The following is a 26,722-nucleotide window of genomic DNA, read 5'->3' on the forward strand; positions in this document are numbered from 1 at the left end:
GGGGGGTGTGGTCGGCGCAGTTTCTGTGTGGACCTTGGGGGGGTGGATGTGTGTATGTCCTTGTACTGGTGTGAAGCAATGATGGGTGGCGCGTGGGTGACGACCCCGCGCAGGTCAAGCAGTTGCGGCTCACGGAGCGCGTGTTACTTGGAGGCCGTGATCACCATCAGGTGGGGGGCATCGGGCAGGGGGGCCAGGGCATCCTGCAGGGTGATGGCGTGGGGATCCAGCCCGTTTTCCGCCAGATTGGCCAGGGTGGCCCGCTCGCTGATGTGGGAGTCGGTCACGCAGACGGGGGCGTGGGCATGCAGATAGCCTGCCAGGGCGCCGAAGCCGTCGTTCATGATGATGACGGGGCCGTCAGGTGCCTGCTGCGATTCGGCAAGGTGGCTTATCAGGTACTCGTCCGCCGCATCCCAGGCCTGCAGGGGATCCTGGCTCTGCCGCGGGTAACGATACAGGGTCAGGCGGCAGTGGGCCGTGTCGAGCAGGGTTTGCATAGGCAAGAGTCCAACGTGTGATTGATGAATGGCGACCGTCTGCCCCGTGTTGCCCGGCAGCGGTGAAAGTGGCGCTATTCTAGCGGCGGCGGAGAAATTCACCAGTCCGGTGCGGCGAGAGCGAGCGGATCCTTCGTACCTGATGCATCGGGCGCACAACCCTGGCTACAATGGCCGGATATTCAACGAGGAGTCCTTACCGTGAGCATGCAACAACAGATAGAGGCCAAGCTGGCCGCCGCGCTCTCCCCGAGCCACCTGGAAGTGATCAATGAAAGCTACATGCACAGGGTGGCACCGGGCTCCGAAAGCCACTTCAAGGTAGTCGTGGTGAGCCAGGCGTTTGAGGGACAGCGTTTGCTGGGGCGCCATCGTCAGGTGAACGGGGTGCTGGCCGACGAGTTGGCGGGAGCCATTCATGCATTGGCGTTGCATACCTATACCGAATCCGAGTGGCAGGCCAGGGAGCAGGCGCCAAAGACGCCGGGTTGCGTCAGCAAATCCCCCTTTGCATGAGCCGTTGGACCTTCTGATGGCGCCTTCCTCGGGCCATTAACAGCGCTATCACGAATGGTGTGCCGCCAGGGATGAGGGGGAGGATCATTATTTTTTCTAATCCTTTTCCTTGCGCCTGAAAAATACCCCTATATGGTTAGTTTTGCGAAAAGTCCTTTAAAACCACGGTTTGCAAGGACGTGCGCGAAATATTCAGTGAAGGTTAATTTTGTGATAGGGCGGGGATTTTCCCCATTTGGCGTGGCGGCTAACTCGCCTAAGGTGGTAAACTCAGGCGCTTTTGAATGATCCTGTATGTTGCTGATTTGTTTATTTCTTCGACAGCTTTCCGCGATGTTGACGGGCTCATTCAACAACTCGTCGTGATGTATTTCTCGGCGCTAACCAACCTGTCTTCCCTTAACGGTAGTGCAAGTGAGTATGATTACAATTAAAAGAGGACTGGACATCCCCGTGCTGGGTGCTCCGGAGCAAGTAATCTACGATGGCCCGGCCATCACCCGTGTTGCTACACTCGGCGAAGAGTTCGTGGGGATGCGTCCTACTATGTTTGTCAAAGTAGGTGATCGCGTCATTAAAGGTCAGGAGCTCTTCGAAGATAAGAAGAATCCCGGCGTTAAATTCACGGCCCCTGCCACCGGTGTGGTTTCTGAGATCAACCGTGGTGCCAAGCGTGTTCTCCAGTCCGTCGTCATCGACATTGATGGGTCCGACGAGCAGGTGACCTTTGCGCATTTTGCCTCCGCCGAGCTGGCACAGCTCGAGCGCAGCAAGGTGCAGGAGATCCTGGTCGCATCAGGCCAATGGACCGCGCTGCGTACCCGCCCGTTCAGCAAGGTGCCGGCCGTGGGCTCCACCCCGCGCGCCATCTTCGTCACCGCCATGGACACCAACCCGCTGGCCGCCAGTGCGGAGCTGATCATCAAGGAACAGGCCCAGGCCTTCCTCGACGGTCTGGCCGTGCTGACCCGCCTGACCGATGGTACCGTCCACGTCTGCAAGGGCGAAGCCAGCCTGCCGCACTCCTCCCTGGCCCAGGTCAAGGAAGCCGTGTTCGTCGGTCCGCATCCCGCCGGTCTGCCGGGCACCCACATCCACTTCCTGGATCCGGTCGGTGCCAACAAGGTGCAGTGGCACATCAACTATCAGGACGTGATCGCTTACGGCAAGCTGTTCACCACCGGCCAGATCTTTACCGACAAGGTGATCTCCCTGGCTGGCCCGAACGTCATCAAGCCGCGTCTGCTGCGTACCCGTCTGGGTGCCAGCCTCAGCCAGCTGACCAACAACGAGCTGCGTGCGGACGAAAACCGCATCATCTCCGGTTCCCTGCTGAGCGGTGCCAAGGCCGAAGGGGTCCATGACTACCTGGGTCGCTTCCACAACCAGGTGAGCGTGCTGGGCGAAGGCCGTGAGAAAGAGTTCATGGGCTGGGTCAAACCCAGTGCCAACAAGTTCTCCATCACCCGTACCACCCTCTCTCACCTGATGAAGGGCAAACTCATCAACTTCACTACCACCACCAACGGTAGTGATCGTTCCATGGTGCCTATCGGCAACTATGAGCGTGTGATGCCGCTCGACATCCTGCCGACCCTGCTGCTGCGGGATCTGATCTCCGGTGATACCGACAGCGCGCAGGCGCTCGGCTGCCTGGAGCTGGATGAGGAAGATTTGGCGCTCTGTACCTTCGTCTGCCCCGGCAAGACAGAGTACGGCCCCGTCTTGCGTGAGTGCCTGACCAAGATCGAACTGGAAGGTTAAGCGATGAGTTTCAAGCAACTTCTTGAAAATATGGAACATCACTTCGAGCCGGGTGGCAAGTACGCAAAGTACTATGCCTTGTTCGAAGCGGCGTACACCCTGTTTTATACCCCGGGTTCCGTGACCCGCAATGCCGCCCACGTCCGTGATGCGATCGATCTGAAGCGCATGATGATCATGGTGTGGCTGGCCGTGTTCCCGGCCATGTTCTGGGGCATGTACAACGTCGGCAACCAGTCCATCGCCGCCATCGCCCACATGGGCAGCGCGGCCGGTGCCGATTCCTGGCAATACGCCCTGGCCACCCTGTTCGGTGCCTCGCTGGATCCGGCCGTCGCCGGCATCGGCAGCAAGATGCTGATCGGTGCGGCGCACTTCTTCCCGATCTACATCACCGTCTTCATCGTCGGTGGTTTTTGGGAAGTGCTGTTCGCCATGGTGCGCAAGCACGAGATCAACGAAGGCTTCTTCGTGACCTCCATCCTGTTCGCCCTGATCGTGCCGCCCGAGCTGCCCCTGTGGCAAGCTGCCCTGGGTATCACCTTCGGTGTGGTGCTGGCCAAGGAAGTGTTCGGTGGTACCGGCAAAAACTTCCTGAACCCGGCGCTGGCGGGTCGTGCCTTCCTGTTCTTCGCCTACCCGGGTCAAATCTCCGGTGATGCGGTCTGGGTTGCTGTTGACGGCTTCTCCGGCGCAACCGCACTGAGCCAGTGGGCCCAGGGCGGCCAGATGGCGCTGATCAACGGTGCCACCGGTGAAGCCATCAGCTGGATGGATGCCTTCCTTGGCAACCTGCCCGGTTCCATCGGTGAAGTTTCCACCCTGATGATCCTCATCGGCGCAGCCATGATCGTCTACATGCGCATCGCCTCCTGGCGCATCATCGCCGGCGTCATGGTCGGCATGGTTGCGACCTCCCTGCTGTTCAACGTCATCGGTTCCGATACCAATCCCATGTTCAGCATGCCGTGGCACTGGCACCTGGTGCTGGGTGGCTTCGCGTTCGGCATGGCCTTCATGGCGACCGACCCCGTTTCCGCTGCCTTCACCAACAAGGGCAAGTGGTGGTATGGCGCCCTGATCGGCGTGATGGTGGTGCTGATCCGGGTGGTGAACCCCGCCTTCCCGGAAGGCATGATGCTGGCCATTCTGTTCGCCAACCTGTTTGCCCCCTTGTTTGACCATTTCGTGGCACAGGCGAACATCAAGCGGAGGATCGCACGTGGCGTTTAATAAAGACTCTACTACCGGCACCCTCGCCGTAGTGACCGGTCTGTGTCTGGTCTGCTCCATCGTGGTCTCCGTGGCTGCCGTGGGTCTGCGTCCGGCCCAGCTGGAAAACAAGGCACTGGACAAGCAAAGCAACATCCTGTCCGTCGCCGGCGTCGACATCAGCGCCGTGGCCAAGCGTGACCTGGCCCAGCTCTATGGCGACAAGATTGAAGCGCGTCTGGTGGATCTGACCAGCGGTGAGTTCGTTGACGGCGATGCCGACAACTTCGACACCAAGGTTGCCGCCAAGGACCCGGCCAAGAGCATCCGTCTGGCCCCGGCCGACGACAAGGCCGGCCTGCGTCAGATCTCCAAGCTGGTTCCCGTGTTCTTCGCCAAAGATGCCGAAGGCAAGGTCGACAACATCATCCTGCCGATCTACGGCCAGGGTCTGTGGTCCACCATGTACGCCTTCGTAGCGGTCGCGGCCGATGGCCAGACCATCAAGGGCATCACCTACTATGACCACGGTGAAACCCCGGGTCTGGGTGGCGAGATCGAGAACCCGGCCTGGCGCGAGCTGTTCGTCGGCAAGAAGCTGTTCGACCAGAACGGTCAGCCTGCGCTGCGGGTGATCAAGGGCCATGCTCCGGCTGGTTCCGAGCATGAAATCGACGGCCTGTCTGGTGCAACCCTGACCGGTAATGGTGTACAGCACACCTTCGACTTCTGGATGGGCCCCAAGGGCTTCGGTCCCTTCCTGGCCAAGGTACGTGCAGGAGAAATCAACAATGGCTGACAAGAGCGAAATGAAAAAGTTGCTGTTGACGCCTGTGCTCGGCAACAACCCCATCGCACTGCAGGTGCTGGGTGTCTGTTCCGCGCTGGCCGTTACCAGCCAGATGAAGACGGCGTTCGTGATGACGCTGGCCGTTACCGCGGTCACCGCCTTCTCCAACCTGTTCATCTCCCTGATCCGCAACCAGATCCCGAACAGCGTGCGGATCATCGCCCAGATGGCGGTGATTGCCTCGCTGGTTATCGTGGTTGACCAGGTGCTCAAGGCGTATGCCTATGACATCTCCAAGCAACTGTCGGTGTTCGTCGGCCTCATCATCACCAACTGTATCGTGATGGGTCGTGCCGAAGCCTACGCCATGAAGAGTGCCCCGCTGCCCTCCTTCCTGGACGGTATCGGCAACGGTCTGGGTTATGGCGCCGTGCTGCTGACCGTGGCCACCGTGCGCGAGATCCTGGGTTCCGGCACCTGGTTCGGCATCGAGCTGCTGCCGCTGGTGAACAATGGTGGCTGGTATGTGCCCAACGGCCTGCTGCTGCTGCCGCCGAGTGCGTTCTTCATCATTGGCCTGATCATCTGGGGCGTGCGCACCAAGGATCCCAAGCAGGTGGAGGCGAAGGATTAAGGTATGGAACACTATATCAGTCTGTTGATTCGCTCGATCTTCATCGAGAACCTGGCGCTCTCCTTCTTCCTGGGGATGTGTACCTTCCTGGCGGTGTCCAAGAAGGTCAAGACCGCCATGGGTCTGGGGATTGCCGTTATCGTGGTTCAGACCGTGGCCGTCCCGGCCAACAACCTGATCTACAACTACGTGCTCAAAGACGGTGCCCTGGTATCCGGTCTGGATCTGAGCTTCCTGAGCTTCATCACCTTCATCGGGGTGATCGCGGCCCTGGTACAGATCCTGGAGATGGCGCTGGACAAGTACTTCCCGGCCCTCTACAACGCCCTCGGTATCTTCCTGCCGCTCATCACCGTGAACTGCGCCATCTTCGGCGGCGTCTCCTTCATGGTGCAGCGTGACTACAACTTCGTTGAGTCCGTGGTCTATGGCGTGGGTTCGGGTGCAGGCTGGATGCTGGCCATCGTCGCGATGGCAGGGATCCGCGAGAAGATGAAATATTCCGATGTTCCGGAAGGCCTGCGCGGCCTCGGCATCACCTTCATCACCGCGGGTCTGATGGCGCTGGGCTTCATGTCCTTCTCTGGTATTTCCCTGTAATCGGAAAGGAAATATAGATGGAAATTATTCTGGGTGTGGTCATGTTCACCGTGATCCTGCTGGCCTTGGTGGCAGTCATTCTGTTCGCCAAGTCCAAGCTGGTGACCGCCGGTGACGTGACAATCAGCATCAACGGCGACCCGGCCAAGGCTGTGACCAGCCCGGCGGGTGGCAAGCTGCTTGGCGTGCTCGCCGGCAGTGGTATCTTCGTCTCCTCCGCCTGTGGTGGCGGTGGCTCCTGTGGTCAGTGCAAGGTGCGTGTGAAATCCGGCGGCGGCGACATCCTGCCGACCGAGCTGGATCACATCAGCAAGGGCGAAGCCCGTCATGGCGAGCGTCTGGCCTGCCAGGTCACCGTCCGTTCCGACATGGACATCGAGCTGCCGGAAGAGATCTTCGGCGTGAAGAAGTGGGACTGTACCGTCATCTCCAATGACAACAAGGCCACCTTCATCAAGGAGCTCAAGCTGCAGATCCCCGATGGTGAGAGCGTGCCGTTCCGCGCCGGTGGTTATATCCAGATCGAAGCGCCTGCCCACCACGTGCAGTACAAGAACTTCGATATTCCCGAGGAGTATCGTGGCGACTGGGATCGCTTCAAGATCTTCGAGCTGGAGTCCAAGGTCAACGAGCCGATCATCCGTGCCTACTCCATGGCGAACTATCCGGAAGAGTTCGGCATCATCATGCTGAACGTGCGGATCGCAACTCCGCCGCCCAGCAACTGGACTGCTCCTCCCGGCCAGATGTCTTCCTACATCTTCAGCCTGAAGGCCGGTGACAAGGTGACCATCTCCGGTCCGTTCGGCGAGTTCTTCGCCAAGGACACCGACGCCGAAATGGTGTTCGTCGGTGGTGGTGCGGGTATGGCGCCGATGCGCTCCCACATCTTCGACCAGCTGCGCCGTCTGAAGACCAAGCGCAAGATGAGCTTCTGGTACGGTGCCCGTTCCAAGCGCGAGATGTTCTATGTAGAAGACTTCGACATGCTGCAGGCCGAGAACGACAACTTCCAGTGGCACGTCGCCCTGTCCGATCCGCAACCGGAAGACAACTGGGATGGCTACACCGGCTTCATCCACAACGTGTTGTTCGAGAACTACCTCAAGAACCACGAGGCGCCTGAGGATTGCGAGTTCTACATGTGCGGGCCTCCCGTGATGAACGCCGCCGTCATCAACATGCTGAAAAACCTCGGTGTTGAAGACGAGAACATCCTGCTGGATGACTTCGGTGGTTAATCCATGCACAGCGTTGTAAAGACCTGGCTAGCCTTCGGGCTAGCCTTTTTCTTGACTGGGTGCGGTCAGGAAAAGGTCCAATCGAAGCCGGAGATCCACATCACCGGCAGCACCATGGGTACCTACTACTCCATCAAGGTGGCAGATAGCGCTGTTCAGGATGCCGCCAGGCTGCAAGCCGAGGTCGACGTCTTGCTGGAGCGGGTCAACGATCAGATGTCGACCTATCGCCCGGATTCCGAGCTGTCACGCTTCAACCAGCACAAGAGCAATACCCCTGTGGTGGTTTCCCGCGATACCGCGCGGGTGGTGACCGAGGCCATTCACATTGGCCGCGAGAGCCGTGGGGCGCTGGACGTCACCGTCGGTCCTCTGGTCAATCTGTGGGGCTTTGGGCCGGATGCCAGACCGAGCAAGGTGCCGTCCGACGAGCTGATCGCCCAGACCCGGCAGAAGACGGGCCTTGGCAATCTGCATGTGATAACCTCTGCCGATGCCGATACCCTGCAAAAGGACATCCCGGACCTCTACGTGGATCTCTCCGCCATTGCCAAGGGGTTTGGCGTAGACAAGGTGGCCGAGTACCTGGAGTCCCAGGGGGCACGCAACTATCTGGTGGAGATCGGCGGCGAGCTGCGCATCAACGGCGTCAACGGCAAGGGGCATCCCTGGCGTGTCGCCATCGAGAAGCCGACCGTCAATGCCGGTTCCGTACAGGAGGTGATCCTGCCCGGTGACAACGGGGTGGCCACCTCGGGCGAGTACCGCAACTATTACGAGCTGGACGGCAAGCGCTTCTCCCACACCATGGATCCGCTGACGGGCAAGCCCATCCAGCACCGCCTGGTGTCGGTGACCGTCATCCACCCCTCCTGCATGACTGCAGACGGGTTGGCGACCGTGTTCATGGTCATGGGGCCGGAGAAGAGCCTGGCCTATGCCAAGGAACGGGGGCTGGCCATCTTCACCATCACCAAGACGGATGACGGGTTCGAAGAGGCCTATTCGGATGCCTTCAAACCATATCTGGTCAAGAAGTAAGGGGTAACTTACATGCAGATCTTTCTGATCACCTTCGGGGTGTTTCTGATGGTCGTGGTGGCCATGGCCATCGGCTACATTTTCCAGCGCAAGTCCATCTCCGGCTCCTGTGGCGGCCTGGGTTCCATCGGGATCGAGAAGGAGTGCGACTGCCCCGAGCCTTGTGACAACCGTAAGAAGAAGATGGCCAAGGAAGAGGCCCGTCGCAAGATGCTGGTGGACAACCGCATCATCTAACGGCGGATATCGCTCTGAAGGCAGCCTTGCAACGAAACGAGCCGACCCCTGGGTCGGCTCGTTCTTTATGTGGCATGGGGTCAGTAGTCATATTGGCTGCATGCCTTTTCCTTGAACTCTTTCTTTCGCTTTGCCAGCTCCTCCCTGGTGCCCAGTTCATCCCCCTGCCTGATGGCGGTTTCCAGTATCTCGATGCGCTTGTACAGCCAGCTGCATTCGGCCGTCGGGTGATCCTTGGCCATGGTCGCTAGCGGCAACAGCAGCAGGCAGAGCCCCGCCCGGATGATGCTCATGCTTCTCCTCCTTGAGTCTCGTGTGGATGTGGCCTTGAGAGTCTATGCCGCCGCGCCCGCGCGCAGACTGGCAGAAATGACAGGCTTGGGGTAGCATGGAACGTTCAACTGGTTATTCATACAGTATTTTTGTCGTTCGACACGCCTCCTCGCCGGATGCCCAGGGTCTATCCCTATGATCTGTTCGGGAGGCTGTCGACACAGCAACAGACACGGCCATGCGCAAGATCATTCACATCGACATGGACTGCTTCTTCGCCGCGGTGGAGATGCGGGACAACCCGGCCCTCAGGGAGGTGCCGCTCGCCATCGGTGGCGCCGCCGACCGACGCGGGGTCATCTCCACCTGCAACTACGTGGCGCGCCGCTTCGGGGTGCGCTCTGCCATGCCGAGCGCCCTGGCCAGAAAGCTCTGTCCGCCATTGGTGCTGATCCCCGGGCGGATGGCCGTCTACAAAGAAACTTCGCGCCAGTTGCGCGCCATCTTCCTGCGCTACACCGAGCAGGTGGAGCCGCTCTCCCTCGATGAAGCCTATCTCGACGTGACCCAGAGTCCCCGCTGCGGTGGCAGCGCCACCCTGATGGCGGCGGAGATCCGTGCCGCCATCAGCGCCGAGCTTGGGCTGACTGCCTCGGCCGGTGTGGCGCCGAACAAGTTTCTGGCCAAGCTCGCCTCGGAGCAGCGCAAGCCTGACGGCCTGTTCGTCATTCGCCCCCAGGAGGTGGACGAGTTCGTGCGCCAGCTCCCTCTTGGCAAGCTGCCCGGCATCGGCCGCAAGACGGCAGAGCGGCTGGAGTCCCTCGGGCTGTATTCGTGCGAAGATGCCCGCCAGCTCGGCAACGAGGAGCTGATTGCCCGTTTCGGCAAGCTCGGGGAGATGCTGGCCGGCCGCATCTGGGGGCATGACGATCAGCCGGTGCAGGCCCGGCGGGTGCGCAAGAGCATCGGTGTGGAGACGACGCTCGCCAGCGACGTGCTGGACGAGGACGCCTGCTGGCAGGTGCTCAGCCGGCTCATTCCCGAGCTGGAGCAGCGTTTTGCCAAGGCCTGCCCTGCGGAGATGCTGATGGGGCAGGGGATCAAGCTGAAGTTTGCCGATTTTCACCAGACCACCGTTTATCGCAAGGGGAGTTATCAGGCGGCACGTTTCCACGATCTGCTGCACGAGGGACTGCAACGGGCTCAAGGAAAGCCCATTCGCCTGCTCGGTCTGGTCGTTGGTTTGCCCGGAGCGGGTGAAATCAATCAATTAAGCCTGGATTTCTGCTGATTTAGTTAAGTTTTTGTATCCAAAACCGATACAGTGTTCACATCTGTAGACGTTAGGAAATAGTGGCATGAGTTCTCTTTCTGTTCAGGGACGGATCACCCTGATCGCCGGTTGCTGTCTGCTGGCCAGTGCCGTCGCGCTGGTGGCTTCTTCTCTTTTCAACGCGGCCCGCATGCAGGAGCAGGTGCTCACCTCCACCACCCTGGAGGGGCAGCACGCGGCAGAAAACTGGATGCAGGCCATGGGGGCGACCCAGGCAGCCCGGGTGACCAGCTACCTCGATGAGGCTTACTTCAGGGCGACCCTGCTTGCCGAGGGTATCTTGTTCCAGCGCAAGAACGCGGCCGACAACTTCGTTCACTCCGAGGCGCTGCGCAATGCCGTCAACCAGCAGTTGCAGGATGCGGCGGAGTCGTCAGCGAACCTGCTCGGTGTCTATGCGGTATTCGAACCCAACCAGCTCGACGGGGAGGATGACAACTATCAGGGGTCGACGGCGCTCGGGGCCAACGACAAGGGGCGTTTCTCCAGCTATTGGGCCAGGGTCGATGGCAAGGTGACCCTGGAGGTGATGGACGAGGCGATACTGGCCAACGACAAGCCCTCCGGACACGGCGGCCTTGAGAACGACTGGTACAGTTGCAGCATCCGCAGCAAGGCGCTCTGTCTGCTCGAACCCTATGTGGACGAGGTGGGGACCCAGCAGGTGTTGATGACCTCGGTAACCGTGCCGCTGCTGGACCAGGGCTCCCTGCTTGGCATGGTGGGGGTCGACATCTCCCTGGGGACCCTGCAGAGCCTGGTGGAAGAGATGGGCCGGACCCTCTACAAGGGGCAGGGCAAGGTGCTTCTGCTCAGCAGTGAAGGGCGGGTGGCCGGCGTGGAAGGGTTCCCCGTCGCCCTTGGCAATCTGCTGGAGCAGCAAGGGCTGGCGCAGGATCTCAAGGGGTGGCTGACCAAGGGAGATGTGGTGACGCGCTGGAGCCCGGATGGCGCACTGTTGCAGACCTTCGTGCCGGTCAGCATGCGCGGTACGGATCGCAAGTGGGGCACCTATATCGAGCTGCCCCGCGCCGTGGTGCTCGCCTCGGCCCTGCAACTGCAAGGGGAGCTTGAGGATCAGGCCCAGCGCATCGTGGCCACCCAGCTCACGATAGGTGGCGGGATTTCGGCGCTCGCCCTGCTCTGCATCTGGCTGATGGCCCAGCGCATCGTGGCGCCCATCCGTGCCGTGGTGGCACGCCTCAAGGACATCGCCAGCGGGGAGGGGGATCTCACCCAGCGCATCGATCTGCGCAGGGATGACGAGATAGGCGAGCTGGCCAAGTGGTTCAACAACTTCCTGGACAAACTGCAATCCACCATCAGCCAGGTGATCGACACTGTTGCGGGCACTCGGGCCAGTGCGGCCCTGGCGGCGCAAGGGGCAGCCCGTACCAGCGCCGGCATGCAGTCCCAGTATCAGGAGGTGGATCTGGTGGCGACCGCGTTTGAAGAGTTGAGCGCTACCGCCCTGCAGGTCGCCGGCAATGCCAATGCGGCGGTGGCGGCGGCCGATGAGGCCGACACGGCGGCTCAGGAGGGCAAGTCCGTGGTGGCGCAGACCCAGGAGGCCATGTCCAGACTGATGACGGTGATAAGCGACGCCAAACCAGTGGTGGAACACCTCTCCGCCAACAGCGACAACATCAACGACATCCTGGTGGTGATCCAGGGGATTGCCGAGCAGACCAACCTGCTTGCCCTGAACGCGGCCATCGAGGCGGCCCGAGCCGGTGAGCAGGGGCGCGGTTTTGCGGTGGTCGCCGACGAGGTGCGCAACCTGGCGGGCCGAACCCAGAACGCCATCGTCGAGATCCAGAACCTCATCGGCCAGTTGCAGTCGGGGACGGAGGCGGTGGTGAAGGCGATCCTGACCGGTCATCACCAGGCGGATCTGACCCTCACCAAGGTGGAGCAGTCGGTCAGCGTGCTGGAGCAGATCATCCAGGCTGTCGGCACCATCCACCAGATGAACGAGCAGATCGCGAGGGCCGCGCAGGAGCAGAGCGGAGTGGCGGACGAGATCAATCGCAACGTCAGCAACATTCGCGATGTGAGCCATACCATTCGGGCGGAAGCGGCGACCTCCGCTGACAACGGGCGCGAGCTGTCGCAACTGGCGGACAAGCAGCAGCAACTGGTGGGCCAGTTCCGGGTGTAGGGGAGGATAAGAAAAAAGGCGCCATCCAACCGGAGGCGCCAAACACATTCAGATGACAGACTGGGTTAAATCGACCTGATTTAGCCCTTCTTCCCGCAGAGGAAGAAACACAACACCACAATCACTGTCGACTCACTCACAAAAACCACATGTAAACCAACATGGAAGAGAAGGTGTGAGCCATATGACAACGAATTGCGTGGCGAATTATGTTTATTCACTGGTCGACCCGCAACCGACAATTTATAATGCGCCCCATTAGAAAAATTCATCGTCGGCCGATTCCATGTCTCGTCGTTTACCTCCGCTCAATGCACTGAAAGCGTTTGAAGCCGCGGCTCGTCACTTGAGCTTTACCCGCGCAGCAGAAGAGCTGTTCGTGACCCAGGCAGCCATCAGCCACCAGATCAAGGCGCTGGAGGAGTATCTCGGCATCAAGCTGTTTCGCCGCAAGAATCGCTCCCTGCTACTGACCGAGGAGGGGCAGAGCTACTTCCTCGACATCAAGGACATCTTCGCCTCCATCTCCGAGGCGACCGACAAGCTGCTGGCCCGCAGCGCCAAGGGGGCGCTCACCGTCTCCCTGCAGCCGAGCTTCGCCATCCAGTGGCTGGTGCCCCGCCTGGTCAAGTTCAGCGAACGCCACCCGGACATCGATGTGCGGATCAAGGCGGTGGACATGGACGAGGGGTCGCTGACCGACGACGTGGACGTGGCCATCTACTACGGCCGCGGCAACTGGCCGGGTCTTCGTTCGGACAAGCTGCACACCGAGTACCTGATCCCGGTCTGCTCGCCCCTGCTGCTGACCGGCCCCAAGCCCCTGCGCACCCCGGACGATCTGACCCGTCACACCCTGCTGCACGACACCTCCCGGCGCGACTGGAAGGCCTGGTTCCGCCAGCTCGACATCGATGCCCCCAATGTGAATCAGGGGCCCATCTTCAGCCACTCCACCATGGTGATCCAGGCGGCGATCCACGGTCAGGGGGTGGCGCTCGGCCACAGCGTGCTGGCCCAGCCGGAGATAGAGGCGGGTCGTCTCATCTGCCCGTTCGAACAGGTGCTGGTGAGCAAGAACGCTTTCTATCTGGTGTGTCAGGAGCAGCAGTCCGATCAGGGCAAGATAGTGGCCTTCCGTGACTGGATGCTGGAACTGGTGGAGCAGGAAGAGGCCCGCAGGAGTGCCCGCCTTGCCGATGCCTGAGGAGTTGACCTGGTGACTGACCTGACAAGAGAGGGGGCGAGTGACGCCCCCGTTCGCATTCTGCTGGCCCACGGCGCGGGGGCGGGCATGGAGCACCGCTTCCTGGCCGAGTTGTCGCGACTGTTGGCGGGGCCGGAGATCGAGGTGGTGCGCTTCAACTTCCCCTATATGACCAAACGGGCTCAGGACGGCAAACGCAGGCCGCCGGACAGACAACCCGTGCTGCTGGCTCACTGGCGCGAGATGGTGCGCCAGTTTGCCCATCCCCGGCTGTTTCTGGCGGGCAAGTCCATGGGGGGAAGGATGGCGGCCGAGCTGTTTTGCGAGGGGGGCGACGAGATGGATGCTGCAGGATTGATCGTTCTCGGGTATCCTTTCCACCCCCCGGCCAAGCCCGACGCATGGCGGGGCGAGGTGCTCAAGCTGATCACGACGCCCACGCTGCTGCTGCAGGGGGAGCGCGATACCTTCGGTTCCCGCGCCGAGCTGGCCGATTTCCCCTTCTCACCCGCCGTATCGGTCCACTGGCTGACCGACGGGGATCATGGTTTCAAACCGAGAAAGGCGAGCGGTATGAGCGAGCAGGAGAACCTGCGCCTGGCTGCGGAGCGGATCAAGGGTTTTATCGCGGCGGTGGGCCGCTCCTGACCATCTCGAGCGGGTCGAGAGAAGAAGCGTGCAAGGAGAGAAGATGCAGATCCAACGACATTGGCTGGTGCTGGCGGGCTTCTTCGGCCTGACGGCCACCATGCTCGGGGCCTACGGCGCTCACGGGCTGGCGGCGACCGGCATTGCTCCTTCGTTGCTGGCGGCGTTCAACACCGCCGTGCAATACCAGTTTTTCCACGCCCTGGCCCTGCTGGTGCTGGGGCTGTGCGGCGTGCGCGGCAAGGTGATCACCTTCGCGGGCGCCGTCTTTGTGCTGGGGATCCTGGGATTCTCCGGCAGTATTTACGCCATGGTGCTGCTTGGCAGCAAGGGGCTGGGGCTCATCACCCCGGCCGGTGGCCTCTGTTTTATGTTGGGATGGGCGGCTCTGATGTGGGCCGGCTGTCGTCTTGGAGGAAAGAATGAATAATCTGCTGCTTTATTGCCGCCCGGGTTTTGAGAAAGAGGCGGCGGCAGAGATCACCGAGCGTGCCGGCAACATGCAGTGCTACGGCTTTGCCCGGGTCAAGGACGACAGCGGCTATGTGATCTTCGAGTTGTATGACGAGGAGCAGGCCGATCTGCTGGCGCGCAAGCTGCCGTTCCGCGAGCTCATCTTCATTCGCCAGATGCTGGTGGTGACCCACGAGCTGAAAGATCTGGAAATAAGCGATCGGGTCTCTCCCATCCTGGAGGCGGCGAGCGGTTACGCCATTTGCGGTGATCTGCGGGTGGAGACGGCCGATACCAACGAGGCGAAGGAGCTCTCCGCCTTCTGCCGCAAGTTCACCGTGCCGCTTCGCCAGGCGCTGCGCAGCAACGAGATCCTGACCAAGAAGGAGACCCCGAACCGTCCCGTGTTCCACGCCTTCTTCCTGGCCAATGACCACCTGATGCTGGGGTACTCCTACTCCTTCAACAACTCTGCCTTCCACATGGGGATCCCGCGCCTGCGATTCCCGGCCGATGCCCCGAGCCGCTCCAGCCTCAAGCTGGAAGAGGCGTTCTACGTCTTCGTGCCGAAGGAAGAGTGGGACTTGCGCCTGTGCTCCGGCCTGAAGGCCGTGGATCTTGGCGCCTGCCCGGGTGGCTGGACCTATCAGCTGGTGCGTCGTGGCATGATGGTGACGGCGGTGGACAACGGCATGATGGCCCAATCCCTGATGGACACAGGCCAGGTGAAGCACATCCGTGACGATGGTTTCGTGTGGCGGCCGAGCAAGAAGAATACCTACTGGCTGGTGTGCGACATGGTGGACAAGCCGGCGCGAGTGACCCACATGGTGGCCGACTGGTTCAGGGAGAACGACTGTCAGGAAGCCATGTTCAACCTCAAGCTGCCGATGAAGAAGCGCTACGCCGAGGCGGTGCACAACATCGAGGTGCTGCGCGGACTGCTGGCCGACATCGACGGCGGTTTCATCATTCAGGCCAAACAGCTCTATCACGATCGCGAAGAGATCACGGTGCACGTCTACAACAAGTTCTGGGTCTCCAAGCTGTCCCCCAAGTCCTGAAGCTGCATCGGGAACAGGGCATGAAAAAACCGGACGGTGACGTCCGGTTTTTTTGTGTCTGGGTCATCAGAAGCGGTAGTCCAGACGCATCATGGACTCGTCGTCGGTGATCTTCAGCTCAATTTGCAGGGGAATGGTCTTGTCACTGGGGTTGAACTGCATCTTGACGCCATCCCCGCGAAGCTTGACCGAGGTGTTGATGCCGCCAGCGTTGAACTTGATCCTGGACTTTTGCTTTTCGAAGGAGAGGCTGACGCTCTTCTCTGCCGTGAGGTTCAGCTTCTGATAGGGGGTGATCTGCCGATTGCCGTTGCTGTCGGTGGTGATATCCACCCCCAGAGAGAGCGGCTTGGGCTGTTTGAGCAGATCGTTGGTATCCAGGGTGGATTGCCAGGTCTGCTTGGCTGGCGCTTCGTGCTGGGGAGGCAGCGTCAACCAGGCATTGTCGACTGGCCTGTCTAATGCCGTGGCACTGCTGCTGACGATCAGCAAGATGAAAGTAGCACGCATGGTGGATCTCCTTATCCCTCATATCAACATAGTATTCATCTGGCGAGGGAGGTAGGGAGGCGTTGGCATAAAACAAAGGGAGCCGAAGCTCCCTTTTAAAATCATATGGTTGGACTCTATTTATAGACGGTCGATGATGGCCTGGGTGAATTCGCTGGTGGACGCAGTGCCCCCCAGGTCACGGGTCACCCGAGCACCGGACTCGATGGTCGCCCGCACGGCCTCGCGAATGCGCTCCGCCTTGTCCTGCATGCCGAGATATTCCAGCATCTGGATGGAGGCGAGGATCACCGAGGTGGGGTTGGCGATGTTCTTGCCGGCGATGTCCGGCGCAGAGCCGTGTACCGCTTCGAAGATGGCGGCCCCTTCACCGATGTTGGCGCCTGGCGCCATGCCCAGCCCCCCCACCAGACCGGCACAGAGATCCGAGAGAATGTCGCCGAACAGGTTGGTGGTGACCATCACATCGAAGCGCTCCGGGTACATCACCAGGTTCATGCAGGCGGCGTCGACGATCATCTCCTCGTTCTGGATGTCCGGGTAGCGGGCCGCGACCTGACGGGCCACTTCCAGGAACAGGCCGGAGGTGGACTTGAGGATGTTGGCCTTGTGGATGATGGTGACCTTCTTGCGTCCTTCCTGGCGCGCCAGCTCGAAGGCGAAGGTGACGATGCGCTCGGCCCCTTCCCGGGTGATGATGCTCATCGCCTCGGCGCTCTGGTTGTCATCGCTGCGCTTCTGGCCGGCACCGGAGTACATGCCTTCGGTGTTCTCGCGCACCGTGATGATGTCGATGTTGTCGTAACGGCTCTTGGTGCCCTTGAAGGAGAGGACGGGGCGCACGTTGGCGTAGAGATTGAACTTCTTGCGCAGGGAGACGTTGATGGAGGTGAAGCCGCCGCCGACCGGAGTGGTGAGCGGGCCTTTCAGGCTGACCTTGTTCTTCTCGATCAGGTCGAGGGTGGCCTGGGGCAGCAGCTCGCCGTGCTTCTCCAGCGCTACCAGACCGGCGTCTGCGTATTCGTAGTCGAAGTCACAACCCGCGTGGGTCAGGATCTGGATGGCGGATTCGATGATGCTGGGGCCGATGCCGTCGCCCGGGATGACGGTAATCTTTCTTTTTGACATGAGGCGTATCCACTTCTAGGGAACAGAGGGGGAGGATTCGTCGGCTTTATACCATTTTTGCACCACATCCTCCATGTTTCTTTACATTTTACCCATTTATGTCAACAGGTACGGCCTGTCTTGGGAAATGGTGTGCTGGGGATCACGCCCCGGCATCAGGGATGGGAGGGTAGCGGATCTCCCGCAGGTTGAACCCGAGCGGGATATCGTGCTGCAGCCGGACCAGGCGTTGGGCCAGCAGGGCCTCTTCCCGGTGCTGGCGCAGCTTGAGCAGGGGTCTGGTGGCCTCCTCCCGCTCACAGGCCTCCAGCATGGCAGCCAGGTCCCCGTATTGCTGCAGCAACTGGGTGGCGGTCTTGGGGCCAATGCCGGGCACCCCCTTGATGTTGGAGCCGCTGATACCGGTCAGGGCCCAGAAGTCCACAAGCTGGGTCGGTGTAACGCCGTACTGCTGCTGGACGAAGGCGGCATCCAGCCAGCGTTTGTTGAAGTAATCCCGCACCCGGATCTGCGGGCAGATGAGCTGGCAGAACCCCTTGTCGGTGGAGATGATGGTGGCGCTGGCGCCGTGCTGGGCAATGCCGCTTGCCAGGGTGGCGATGAGATCGTCCGCCTCGTCGGTCTGGGAGAGCAGGGCATCCACACCGCACTCCCAGAAGGCGTCCTGCAGGTCGGCAAGCCCTTCTCTCAGCTCATCCGGCATGGGGGTGCGGCCCTCCTTGTAGGGGGGATAGAGCGTCTTGCGCCAGCTGTGGACCTCACCGTCAAAGACCGCGATGGCGTGGGTCGGCTTGCTGGCCGCCAGGAGCTTCTTGCAGGTGTTGATGAGGTTGGCACGGGTGGCGAGCAGGGCCTGAGCCGGGGTCAGTCCCTGCTGGCTCTGCACCGCGTGCAGTCGGCGGATGAGGTTGAGGGCATCGATGATGAGCAGGTGTGGCATGGGGCACTCCGGGCGTCGGGGATTGCCATTGTAACAATGGTGGCGTCTCCTGCTAACCCCGTAGAAGACCAGTCAATGAAAGAGGGGCCCATGGGCCCCTCCGGTGCGGTGCATTGTGATGTCCCGACTATTTGACTATCTCGTAGCAGGGAACGTACTGGCTGCCCGGCAGCTTCATGCGCTGCTGCTTGACGAAGCTTTCCAGCAATCTGTCCATCAGGTGCATCAGCTCCTTGTCGCCGTGCAGCTTGAAGGGACCCTTCTTCTCGATGGCCCTGATGCCCCCTTCCTTGACGTTGCCTGCGACGATGCCTGAGAAGGCGCGGCGCAGGTTGGCTGCCAGCAGCTGGGGTGGCTGGTTGCGATGCAGATCCAGGCTGGCCATGCTGGCGTGATCCGGCTCGAACGGCAGCTGGAACTCGGGCTCGATCCGCAGGGACCAGTTGAAGGAGTAGGCATCTCCCACCGACTTGCGGTATTCGCGGATCTTCGGCATCGCCTCCTTCATCACGCGGGCCACCTCGGGCGCATCGCCGATGATGATCCGGTAGAGACTGGTGGCGGCTTCCCCCAGGGTCGCCTTGACGAAGTCGTCGATGGCGCGGAAGTAGTCGGCGCTCTCTTTCGGGCCGGTCAGCACGATGGGGATGGGTTGGCGATCGTTGGCCGGGTGCATCATGATACCGAGCAGGTAGAGCAGCTCCTCGGCAGTGCCGACCCCGCCCGGGAAGATGATGATGCCGTGACCCAGACGCACGAAGGCTTCCAGCCGCTTCTCGATGTCCGGCAGGATCACCAGCTCGTTGACGATGGGGTTCGGCGGTTCGGCGGCGATGATGGAAGGCTCGGTGAGACCGATGTAACGGCCGTTGCGCACCCGCTGCTTGGCGTGGCCGACGGCGGCCCCCTTCATGGGGCCCTCCATGGCACCCGGACCGCAGCCGGTACAGATGTTGAGCTCGCGCAGACCCAGCTCGCTACCCACCGCCCGGGTGTACTGGTATTCCACCTCGTTGATGGAGTGGCCGCCCCAGCAGACCACCAGGTTGGGATCGGCGCCGGGCAGGATCGCCTTGGCGTTGCGCAGGATGGCGAACACCACATTGGAGATATGGGTGGAGCTGGTCAGGTTGACCAGACGATTGGACTCGAGCTGGGTCGACACATAGAGAATGTCCCGCAGCACGGAGAACAGGTGCTCCTGGATGCCGCGGATGATCTCGCCGTCGACGAAGGCGTGCTCGGGGGCGTTGAACAGCTCGAGCTTGACCCCGCGCTCGCGCCGGATCACGTGAATATCGAAGGATTTGAAACGTTCCAGTATCTCTTTGGAACTGTCGGTATGGCTGCCGGAGTTGAGGACCGCCAGCGAGCAGTTGCGAAACAGTTGATAGATATCGCTGGAGGCCGTCTGCTTGAGGCGATCCACCTCGAGCTGGGACAGCAGGTCCATGCTGCCCACGGGATTGATGTGTGTAATCATAATTTCCCCTTTCACTCGCTTGTTATCGTTGTGCTTTCCCTGGGGAGAAAACGGGATGCTTTGGCATCCCTCGGGTTCGATAGTAGAGGCAAGGGGGTGGGCAGGGGAATAGGGGGACTGTGCGTTTGCCGCTTTTTTAGCCGCCCCTCAAAGCGGATTCAGGCGAGATTGACCTGATCCCGGCCGGAGTGCTTGGAACTGTAAAGCGCCTTGTCGGCGCGCTCGAACGCATCCGTGGTATGGTCGCCGGTCCGAAACAGGGTGGCACCGATGGAGATGGTGATCTCGACCCTGGCATCGCGAAAGCGGAACGGGATGCTCTTGATGGTCTGACGCAGGTTCTCCAGCGGCTTCTGGTACTTGTCCGGATTGATGTTCGGCAGCAGGACCACGAACTCCTCACCGCCAAAGCGGGCGATGAAGTCGGTGTCGCGCAAGGCGTTCTGCAGGGCCTTGGCAACCACCTTCAATGCCTTGTCGCCGGCCATGTGGCCGTAATTGTCATTGATGTGCTTGAAGTGGTCGATGTCGATGATGGCCAGGCACAGGGGGGTGCCATAGCGTAGCCAGCGTTTGTATTCGAGCTCGAGCCGCTCGTCCAGGGCCGCCCGGTTGTGTACCTGGGTCAGGCTGTCGAGGAAGAGCTTGTGTTTCTGGATGGTGAGCCGCTTCTTGTACTCGGCGGTCTCGTCCTTCATCAACCTGAGCTTGGCTTCCATGTTGGAGAGGTGGGTGAGCAGGTGGCGCTCGCGGTTGGCCATCTCCTCCCGCTCCTGCTGCAGCCGGCGGATGGTGTCCAGATGCCCAGAAATGGCGCCCCTGAGTATCTGTGGCGAGTCATGGGCTGCCATGGCGCGATCGATGGCGGCGAGTTCCCGCTCCAGCGCCTGTCCGCTGAGATGGGCGGCATTTTGCAGCGCCCGCCCTTCATCCAGGGATTCGGTAAAGCTGTAATGGACCGAGGAGAGACTCTCGTTCAGGGTGCTGAGAAACGCCTGGGAGGCTTTGCGCTCTTCCCGGGTACCCTCGATGATGAGCTCGATGATCTGCAGGCAGACTTCGGCCAGCAGGGCAGGGGTGATGCCCCCGAGCAACTGGCGGCGGATGTCTGCGAGGCTCTCGCCCACGGCGCCGGCAAAGTCGAGCTCGGTGATGAGACGCTGCAACTCGTCTGAAATCTGGGCATGTGCCTTGATGTCAAAGGAGTCGGTAGGGGCCGGGCTGGAGAGCTCGGTGGGGATCTCCGCCGAAGGGGGGATCAGCGGCTTGCGCGGCAGCAGCTGGATCTTGATCGCCTGCTGGTAGAACTCCAGCAGCCGGATCACCTTCTTCTGGTGATCGCCGATGCCGTAACTCTCCGGGCTGGCGAGAAACTCCTTGAGGGCGCGGCGGGTATCTTCCGGAAACCCCTTGATGGTTTTGAGCTGTTTGCTGCCGAGATCGATGGCTGCCCGGGTCAGGCTGATGGACTCTTCCATGGTGTGGCTGTGCTGCTGCAACAGCTTCTCGATGGCGATCAGATCGGCATCGATGGAGGTGAGCGGAGGGTTGCCTTCAAGTTTCTGCTTGAGCTTGGCGAGCCGGTTGTCGAGCTCGCGATCGTGGCCACGACAGGCTTGCATCAACTTGCCGATGAACTGGATACTGCGGGTGCGTTCGGCATCGGAGAAGCTCGCCATGCCGTCAAGCTCCTGCTGTTTCTGCTGGAGGGATTCCCTGAGTCTTGCCAGTTGTCCTGTTACGGCAGCCATATCATTCATTCTTCAGGTCGCCCTGTTGTCATTATCGTTTTTGTTTCGTCCAGCAACAGAAAGCCAATCAAAGACCCCGTTGAGTACCTTTTTGTCACGGATTGTCCGCAACCTTCGTCCGTGAAAGCGCAAGCCAGTTAACCCATTGCTTTTCATGAGAAGAATTTACTTTTACCAGTCCCTTGTCAATTGCCATCAAGCAGCATTGCCACACATCTCCGTTAAAAAATGCGGCCTGCTGGCAATCGATGGCGGCCAGCTCAAGCCAGACGCTCTGCTGGCATTTTTCGCTGAGCTGAATGGCACCCGAGAGGGCCAGGTAGCAGAGATCGAACAGGCCGTGGTGATCGAGGGCCATGGCTGCCTTGGGCAGGAAGGGATGGCTGACGATGCCGAGGCTGATGCGCCTGTCCAGCGGGTGCTCGCAGGGGAAGGCTGCCAGGGTGTCGAGCAGGGTCTGGGCCAGCTGATGCAACTGGGCCACGTGGCGCTGGGGCACCACATAGAGCAAGTGGCCTTCGCGCAGGTCGTAGATGCGGCCATCCTGCGGGGTCAGTTCGTTGACGTAGCGGCCGAAGGCCTGCTCTATCTCGCGGCTGACCTGATAGCCGTGTTGCTCCAGGCTGTTGATCAGGAAGGGAACCCGGAACAGCAGGTAGTGCAGCTTGTCGTCAAATTCGCTGGTGGGGCGTTCGCTCAGGTACCAGCGCTCGGATTTCTGCTGGCGCTTGGCCATCTCCCGCGGCCAGCGGCTCATCAGTCGCTGCCAGTTGGCCAGGCCGCTGCGCGGCTCTACCAGCAGGGCTTCTCCCAGCTGTTTGGCATGAAGGCGCGCGACCCGCAGTTTCAGCCAGAGGGTGAAGAACAGATAGATGAAGAGTGCCAGCAGCAGCCCGGTGCTGACGCTGGTCCAGAGGTATCGCTCCTGCTGGTGCTGGCTGGCGTCGAGTTGCTGTTCCAGCTCCTTGACCTGTTGCACCCGCTCCACCTGGGCGTAGTTGTCGCGCACCGCCTCCTGCTCCAGCGCCAGCTGTTGCTGGCGAACCAGTTCGCTGCGCTGGTGGTAATTCTTGTAGCTCTCCAGGGCCTGCTGGAGGTAACCCTTCTGCTCATAGGCGACGGAGAGCAGGCGGAAGATCTCGAATTGGCGCCGGATGTCCCCAATCCGGTTGGCCAGGGTGAGAGCGTTCTCCAACTGCAGGATGGCGATGCCCGCCTCCTGCTGCTTGAGGTGCAGCTCTCCCAGCAACAGCAGGGTGTCGATGAGCGACTCCTTGTCATCCCCCAGCTCATGGGACTGGCGTGCGGCGTTCAGGTAGTTTCGCGCCAGGTTGAGATTGCCGGTCTGCAGGTAGGTCTTGCCTATCTCGAACTTGAGATGGGCGATGCGGGTACGGTTGCTGCTCTCGTCCAGCAGGTCGAGGGCATTGAAGAAATAGACCAGCGCCATGTTCATCTCGCCCTGATCCCGGTTGAGACGGGCGAGCACGATCAGGGCGTCGCTCAGCATGGAGGAATTGCCGAGGGCATGAAAATAGTTGGCCGCCTCGCTGGCGTATTGCAGCGCTTTTTGTGGCTCCTGCTCTTCCTGATAGAGGCTGACCATCTGGTTCGAGAGCAGGCCGAGGAAGAGGGGATCCTGCAGGGGCTTGGCTTGCTGTTGTGCTTCGATGTACTCCCCCAGTGCAAGCTGGGGCTGACCCAGAGCCTGATAGAGATCCCCGCCCACGGCGCTGGTCCAGGCCCTGGCCAGAGGCTGTTTGGCGTGATCCGCCCATTTGCGGGTCTCGGCCAGCTGCTGTTTGGCGAGATCGAATTGCCGTTCCTCTATGCTGGCGTTGACGCGCAGCAAGCGGCTGTAGACCTGCAACTGGCTCTCCTTGAGGTCGGGATTGGCCAGCAGTTTGTCGAGTTTGTCGAGCAGGGGGGCCGCGGCGCCATGGGTATGCTGTTGCAGGTTGCGGCTTCTAACCAGCAGATAGAGCCCATGGGCCTGCAGCTCGAACTGCTGCTCTTTCTCGGCCATGGCGATGCCCTGCTCAAAGGACTCCTGTGCCTGGGCGAACTGCCCTAGCTGCTGCAGACACTCCCCCTTGAGCAGATAGGCGCCCGTGGTCTGGGTGGCGGTACCGTAGTTCAGCATCGGCTCGCGATAGCCGTATTCCTGACGGTTGCTGATGATCTGCTTGGGATTGTTAGCCGTGCGTTCGAGGAAGGAGGTGGCAATCTGGGCACATCTGGCGGGATCGGTCAGCACCAGGGTCTGGGCCTGCTGCAGGTCGATGGACAACTGCTCCTTGGCCAGATCCAGATCAGGAGCCGACAGGGAGGACATCATCATTGCCAGAAAAAACAGTTGATTCATTGGATTAAGAACGGCACGGAGGTGCAGGCATGTTATCCAAGCCCACCCCCGCCCGTCCAGAGTTTACTGAGGTGATGCGCAGCCGGCCGCAGCCCGCAGGATGGCGGCGCCGGTGATTACTGGCGAATGAGGCGCAGGTTCGCCGGAACCGGCTCCCAGTCGCTGCGGAAGGGGTTGATGTCCAGGCCGCCGCGGCGGGTGTAACGGGCATGGACGGTCAGTTTTTCCGGGGCGCAGAAGTGCTTGAGATCGGTAAAGATGCGCTCGATGCACTGCTCGTGGAACTCGTTGTGCTGGCGGAACGAGATGAGGTAGCGCAACAGCTTCTCCCGGTCGAGACGCGGGCCGCGATAGTGGATCACCACGGATCCCCAGTCCGGCTGGCTGGTCACCAGGCAGTTGGACTTGAGCAGGTGGCTGTGCAGGGTCTCCTCCACGATCTCGCGACCGGCGGCCCCTTGCAGCAGGGTTTCGTCAAACTCGTAGCCGTCCACCTCGATATCCAGGTTGTCGATGCACTCACCGGGCAGCTGGGCTATCTGGTGGGGGGCCTGGTCGAGGGTGAAGAGGGTGACGCTCACCGGGGCACCAGCGCAGCCACTCAGATCCTGAACCAGCAGCGCTTGCACTGCCTCCAGGGAGTCGCAGCGGGTCTGGTTGAAGGAGTTCAGGTAAAGCTTGAACGACTTGGACTCGATGAGATTCGGGCTGGTAGCAGGCACAAAGACCTCCCCGATGGCAACCACGGGCTTGCCTTTGGCATTGAGCCAGGAGAGTTCATACAGGGTCCAGACGTCGCACCCCTGGAACGGCAGTTCACCTCTCAGGCCAAGATCGTCGCGGTTCAGACTGCGTGGCACGGGCTGCAGCAGACTCGGGGTGTACTGGCTGATGTAGGCGGACTGCTGCCCCAGGCTCAGGCCTTGCAGCGCACTGGCGCCGGCGTATCTCTCTTGTTTGCTCATGCTGGTTTGCTCACGCTTGTCTGATAAGGGGTTTGATGGTGCAATGGCCCGATTTTTCGATCAGGTACTTGCGGCCATCAGAGGCCGCTATTGTGGGGAATATCGATGTCGGATCAAGTCCTGTCTGCCCTGGAGCAGTTCTTTTTACGCTGGCAGCGCGATGGTGAAGGAAGGCGGGGGCTGCCCCTGTGTGACTGGGAGGCCGACTGGCGCTCTCCTTGCGAGCTGGATGAACCCAGGGAGGGGCGGGTAGCCTGGCGTCCGTTCCAGCGGGAGCAGGCAGCCGACTTCACGGCCATGGCGAACGCCCTGGAGCTGACCCTGCATCCCAGCGCCATCGCCCTGTTTGGCCACTGGTTCAGCCGCCCTCTGCCCTGCTCTTTCAAGGGGCTGCGCATCGAACTCATCCTGCCGTGGAACGACGCCGATCTGGATCTGCTCAAGGAGAACCTCATCGGCCACCTGCTGATGCTGCGCAAGTTGAAGCGATCCCCTTCACTCTTCATTGCCACGACCCGCAACGAGATGACGCTGGTCTCCCTCGATAACGAGAGCGGCCAGGTGTGGCTGGAGTGGCTGGACTCCGGACGGCGCCTGACGCTGGCCCCCTCGTTGCCGGCCTTTCTGGCGCGACTGGAAACCTTGCCCCAGTGATGCCCCAAAAGAGAGGGCCTTGCCACCTGGCAAGGCCCTCTCTTTTTATGGCGCCATTTTATTGCGCCATTGTGCGCGGTAGGCTCCTACTCCTTGAAGTCCCAGGAGAGGTTGGACACCAGCCTGCAAGGCTCGCACCTGAAGTCGAAGATCTCATGCAGGGGGGCGGCCAGCGCCCATGGACCACCACAGCCAGGGCAGGGGCGAGCCCGCTCTTCGGCGGCGCTCAGGCCGCCTACCCGGTAGAGATAGTAATAGGTGGGAATGCCGCTCAGGAGCTCCAGCCGTCTGGCGAGATCGCTGCCCCGACGATGAAGGCGGCTGCCCACCTCGCCGATTTCGTGCAGGGCGGAGTGCTCGGCGATGGAGCCGTTCATCTGCAACTGATCGCAGGCTTCCCAATCTTCCTGCCACTTGATGATCTGCTTGTGATCACCGTTGGCGACGGCGGGCAGCCGATAGAGCGGGATGGGGGCGAAGTGATCGCCACAGCGCAGGGGAGAGCAACTGTGCAGGAAGCTGGTGTAGAGCAGCATCCAGCTGGGACGCTCCCCCTGCTCTGCGCACGGGTCCGTACTGTCCGAGAGCAGATCCGCCCCTTGCAGGTGGAGTTTGGGGGCGAGCAGGCCCGCCTGGTGCAGACCTTGCTCGGCAAGGGCGACCAGCTCGCTCTGGTTGTCAGGGTGCAGGCTGTCCTGCTCCGGGCAGACCACCCGGCTGACGAAATAGCCTTCGTGCATGCTGGTGGGAAACTCCCGCCCCAGGATCTGACCCTGATAGCGCAGCATGTCGAGGTAGTGGACGATGGCTCGTTCGGCCTCCCCGAGGGAGGTATCGCGGTAGCACTCAAAGGTGAGTTCGAGGATATACATGGCGATGGGTCAATCCGGCTTCTGGTTGAGCAGCAGGTCGGTGAGGCGATCGACCTTCTGCTCCAGCCGGGCGAGCTGCTCGCTCAGCTGCTGAAGAGTGACGCTTTCCGTGGCCAAAGGGGGCGCCTCGGGGGCACTGGCGGGGGCGGGCGCTGTCGCCGCGGGCTGGGGTTGTTGCTTCCACTGGCTCAACACCTTGAGCAGCTCGGCCATGGGCACGGGATGGCTGAGGCGGGCCTTGACCATGGCGGTAGAGGGGGTGATCCCCCTGGCACTGAGTTCGTTGGCTATCTGGATGATCTCTTGGGCTGACATCTTGGCTCCTGCACGGCCGTCTTGCTGCGGGTGGATAGTGGCACAGAGCTTAATCAAAGCCTGCC

Annotated in this window: 26 protein-coding genes and 1 pseudogene; 16 read left to right on the forward strand and 11 right to left on the reverse strand. The window is 61.0% G+C overall.

Annotated features, from left to right (window positions below; translation table 11 throughout):
* A pseudogene (locus tag C3418_RS05900) lies at positions 1-500 on the reverse strand (23S rRNA (guanine(1835)-N(2))-methyltransferase); the annotation flags it as partial.
* A gap of 207 nt (positions 501-707) precedes the next feature.
* Here C3418_RS05900 and C3418_RS05905 point away from each other — a divergent pair.
* The 9 genes from C3418_RS05905 to nqrM all read left to right on the forward strand — a co-directional run bounded on the left by C3418_RS05905 (position 708) and on the right by nqrM (position 8,535).
* Positions 708-1,016 (forward strand): BolA family transcriptional regulator, encoded by a 309-nt coding sequence (locus tag C3418_RS05905; protein WP_010673364.1) that lies wholly within the window; start codon positions 708-710, stop codon positions 1,014-1,016.
* A gap of 420 nt (positions 1,017-1,436) precedes the next feature.
* Positions 1,437-2,780 carry a Na(+)-translocating NADH-quinone reductase subunit A gene (locus tag C3418_RS05910; protein WP_069785570.1) on the forward strand — a complete coding sequence of 448 codons (1,344 nt, stop codon included), beginning with the start codon at positions 1,437-1,439 and terminating at the stop codon, positions 2,778-2,780.
* A 3-nt stretch (positions 2,781-2,783) separates the two neighbouring features.
* Entirely contained in the window at positions 2,784-4,013 is a 1,230-nt protein-coding gene (locus C3418_RS05915; RefSeq protein ID WP_010673367.1) for an NADH:ubiquinone reductase (Na(+)-transporting) subunit B, read from the forward strand.
* Complete coding sequence (locus C3418_RS05920; protein WP_029313922.1) at positions 4,003-4,791, forward strand: Na(+)-translocating NADH-quinone reductase subunit C; 789 nt, start codon at positions 4,003-4,005, stop codon at positions 4,789-4,791. The genes C3418_RS05915 and C3418_RS05920 overlap by 11 nt, the downstream gene beginning before the upstream one ends.
* Complete coding sequence (locus C3418_RS05925) at positions 4,784-5,416, forward strand: NADH:ubiquinone reductase (Na(+)-transporting) subunit D (protein ID WP_005303545.1); 633 nt, start codon at positions 4,784-4,786, stop codon at positions 5,414-5,416. Before C3418_RS05920 ends, C3418_RS05925 begins: the two co-directional genes overlap by 8 nt.
* Before the next feature lie 3 nt (positions 5,417-5,419).
* Positions 5,420-6,016 (forward strand): NADH:ubiquinone reductase (Na(+)-transporting) subunit E, encoded by a 597-nt coding sequence (nqrE, locus tag C3418_RS05930; protein WP_005303538.1) that lies wholly within the window; start codon positions 5,420-5,422, stop codon positions 6,014-6,016.
* Positions 6,017-6,033: 17 nt separating this feature from the next.
* Positions 6,034-7,257, forward strand: coding sequence for an NADH:ubiquinone reductase (Na(+)-transporting) subunit F (gene nqrF, locus C3418_RS05935; protein WP_010673369.1), 1,224 nt, complete (start codon positions 6,034-6,036; stop codon positions 7,255-7,257).
* 3 nt (positions 7,258-7,260) lie between these two features.
* On the forward strand, positions 7,261-8,298 hold the full coding sequence (locus C3418_RS05940) for an FAD:protein FMN transferase (RefSeq protein ID WP_103858144.1): 1,038 nt from the start codon (positions 7,261-7,263) through the stop codon (positions 8,296-8,298).
* Positions 8,299-8,310: 12 nt separating this feature from the next.
* Positions 8,311-8,535, forward strand: a complete 225-nt coding sequence (nqrM, locus tag C3418_RS05945; RefSeq protein WP_010673371.1) for a (Na+)-NQR maturation NqrM — start codon at positions 8,311-8,313, stop codon at positions 8,533-8,535.
* An 80-nt stretch (positions 8,536-8,615) separates the two neighbouring features.
* Here nqrM and C3418_RS05950 read toward each other — a convergent pair whose 3' ends face one another.
* Complete coding sequence (locus C3418_RS05950; RefSeq protein WP_041214674.1) at positions 8,616-8,828, reverse strand: hypothetical protein; 213 nt, start codon at positions 8,826-8,828, stop codon at positions 8,616-8,618.
* A gap of 218 nt (positions 8,829-9,046) precedes the next feature.
* On the opposite strand from C3418_RS05950, the gene dinB reads away from it, so the two are divergent.
* From dinB to rlmM, 6 genes are all read left to right on the forward strand, one after another.
* On the forward strand, positions 9,047-10,099 hold the full coding sequence (dinB, locus tag C3418_RS05955) for a DNA polymerase IV (RefSeq protein WP_103858145.1): 1,053 nt from the start codon (positions 9,047-9,049) through the stop codon (positions 10,097-10,099).
* Between the two features lie 67 nt (positions 10,100-10,166).
* Positions 10,167-12,302 carry a methyl-accepting chemotaxis protein gene (locus C3418_RS05960; protein ID WP_103858146.1) on the forward strand — a complete coding sequence of 712 codons (2,136 nt, stop codon included), beginning with the start codon at positions 10,167-10,169 and terminating at the stop codon, positions 12,300-12,302.
* A gap of 286 nt (positions 12,303-12,588) precedes the next feature.
* On the forward strand, positions 12,589-13,509 hold the full coding sequence (locus C3418_RS05965) for a transcriptional regulator GcvA (protein ID WP_103858147.1): 921 nt from the start codon (positions 12,589-12,591) through the stop codon (positions 13,507-13,509).
* A gap of 12 nt (positions 13,510-13,521) precedes the next feature.
* Positions 13,522-14,157: an alpha/beta fold hydrolase gene (locus C3418_RS05970; RefSeq protein ID WP_103858148.1), complete on the forward strand. Its 636-nt coding sequence runs from the start codon at positions 13,522-13,524 to the stop codon at positions 14,155-14,157.
* Between the two features lie 43 nt (positions 14,158-14,200).
* Complete coding sequence (locus C3418_RS05975; protein WP_010673377.1) at positions 14,201-14,587, forward strand: DUF423 domain-containing protein; 387 nt, start codon at positions 14,201-14,203, stop codon at positions 14,585-14,587.
* Positions 14,580-15,674, forward strand: coding sequence for a 23S rRNA (cytidine(2498)-2'-O)-methyltransferase RlmM (gene rlmM, locus C3418_RS05980; protein ID WP_041214679.1), 1,095 nt, complete (start codon positions 14,580-14,582; stop codon positions 15,672-15,674). Before C3418_RS05975 ends, rlmM begins: the two co-directional genes overlap by 8 nt.
* 66 nt (positions 15,675-15,740) lie before the next feature.
* Here rlmM and C3418_RS05985 read toward each other — a convergent pair whose 3' ends face one another.
* From C3418_RS05985 to queF, 7 genes are all read right to left on the reverse strand, one after another.
* On the reverse strand, positions 15,741-16,184 hold the full coding sequence (locus tag C3418_RS05985; RefSeq protein ID WP_103858149.1) for a hypothetical protein: 444 nt from the start codon (positions 16,182-16,184) through the stop codon (positions 15,741-15,743).
* 120 nt (positions 16,185-16,304) lie between these two features.
* A complete protein-coding gene (locus tag C3418_RS05990) occupies positions 16,305-17,312 on the reverse strand; it encodes an isocitrate dehydrogenase (RefSeq protein WP_103858150.1) in 1,008 nt (335 codons plus the stop codon).
* Between the two features lie 142 nt (positions 17,313-17,454).
* The gene (gene xni / locus C3418_RS05995; protein ID WP_103858151.1) at positions 17,455-18,252 is read right to left on the reverse strand and encodes a flap endonuclease Xni; all 798 of its coding nucleotides are present in this window, start codon (positions 18,250-18,252) and stop codon (positions 17,455-17,457) included.
* Positions 18,253-18,379: 127 nt separating this feature from the next.
* A complete protein-coding gene (gene ppnN / locus C3418_RS06000; RefSeq protein WP_010673382.1) occupies positions 18,380-19,735 on the reverse strand; it encodes a nucleotide 5'-monophosphate nucleosidase PpnN in 1,356 nt (451 codons plus the stop codon).
* Positions 19,736-19,893: 158 nt separating this feature from the next.
* Positions 19,894-21,495, reverse strand: a complete 1,602-nt coding sequence (locus C3418_RS06005; protein WP_029313929.1) for a diguanylate cyclase — start codon at positions 21,493-21,495, stop codon at positions 19,894-19,896.
* Positions 21,496-21,580: 85 nt separating this feature from the next.
* Positions 21,581-23,851, reverse strand: a complete 2,271-nt coding sequence (locus C3418_RS06010) for a hypothetical protein (protein ID WP_103858152.1) — start codon at positions 23,849-23,851, stop codon at positions 21,581-21,583.
* A gap of 116 nt (positions 23,852-23,967) precedes the next feature.
* Complete coding sequence (gene queF / locus C3418_RS06015; RefSeq protein WP_042015869.1) at positions 23,968-24,816, reverse strand: NADPH-dependent 7-cyano-7-deazaguanine reductase QueF; 849 nt, start codon at positions 24,814-24,816, stop codon at positions 23,968-23,970.
* A gap of 105 nt (positions 24,817-24,921) precedes the next feature.
* Here queF and syd point away from each other — a divergent pair, with 105 nt between their 5' ends.
* Entirely contained in the window at positions 24,922-25,470 is a 549-nt protein-coding gene (syd, locus tag C3418_RS06020) for a SecY-interacting protein (RefSeq protein ID WP_010673386.1), read from the forward strand.
* Between the two features lie 86 nt (positions 25,471-25,556).
* Here syd and C3418_RS06025 read toward each other — a convergent pair whose 3' ends face one another.
* A complete protein-coding gene (locus tag C3418_RS06025; protein ID WP_103858153.1) occupies positions 25,557-26,342 on the reverse strand; it encodes a Zn-ribbon-containing protein in 786 nt (261 codons plus the stop codon).
* Between the two features lie 9 nt (positions 26,343-26,351).
* A complete protein-coding gene (locus C3418_RS06030) occupies positions 26,352-26,657 on the reverse strand; it encodes a DNA-binding protein (protein ID WP_069651743.1) in 306 nt (101 codons plus the stop codon).
* Positions 26,658-26,722: the final 65 nt, after the last annotated feature.

The organism is Aeromonas sp. ASNIH8, assembly GCF_002919855.1.
GTDB classification, from domain to species: Bacteria; Pseudomonadota; Gammaproteobacteria; order Enterobacterales; family Aeromonadaceae; genus Aeromonas; species Aeromonas caviae.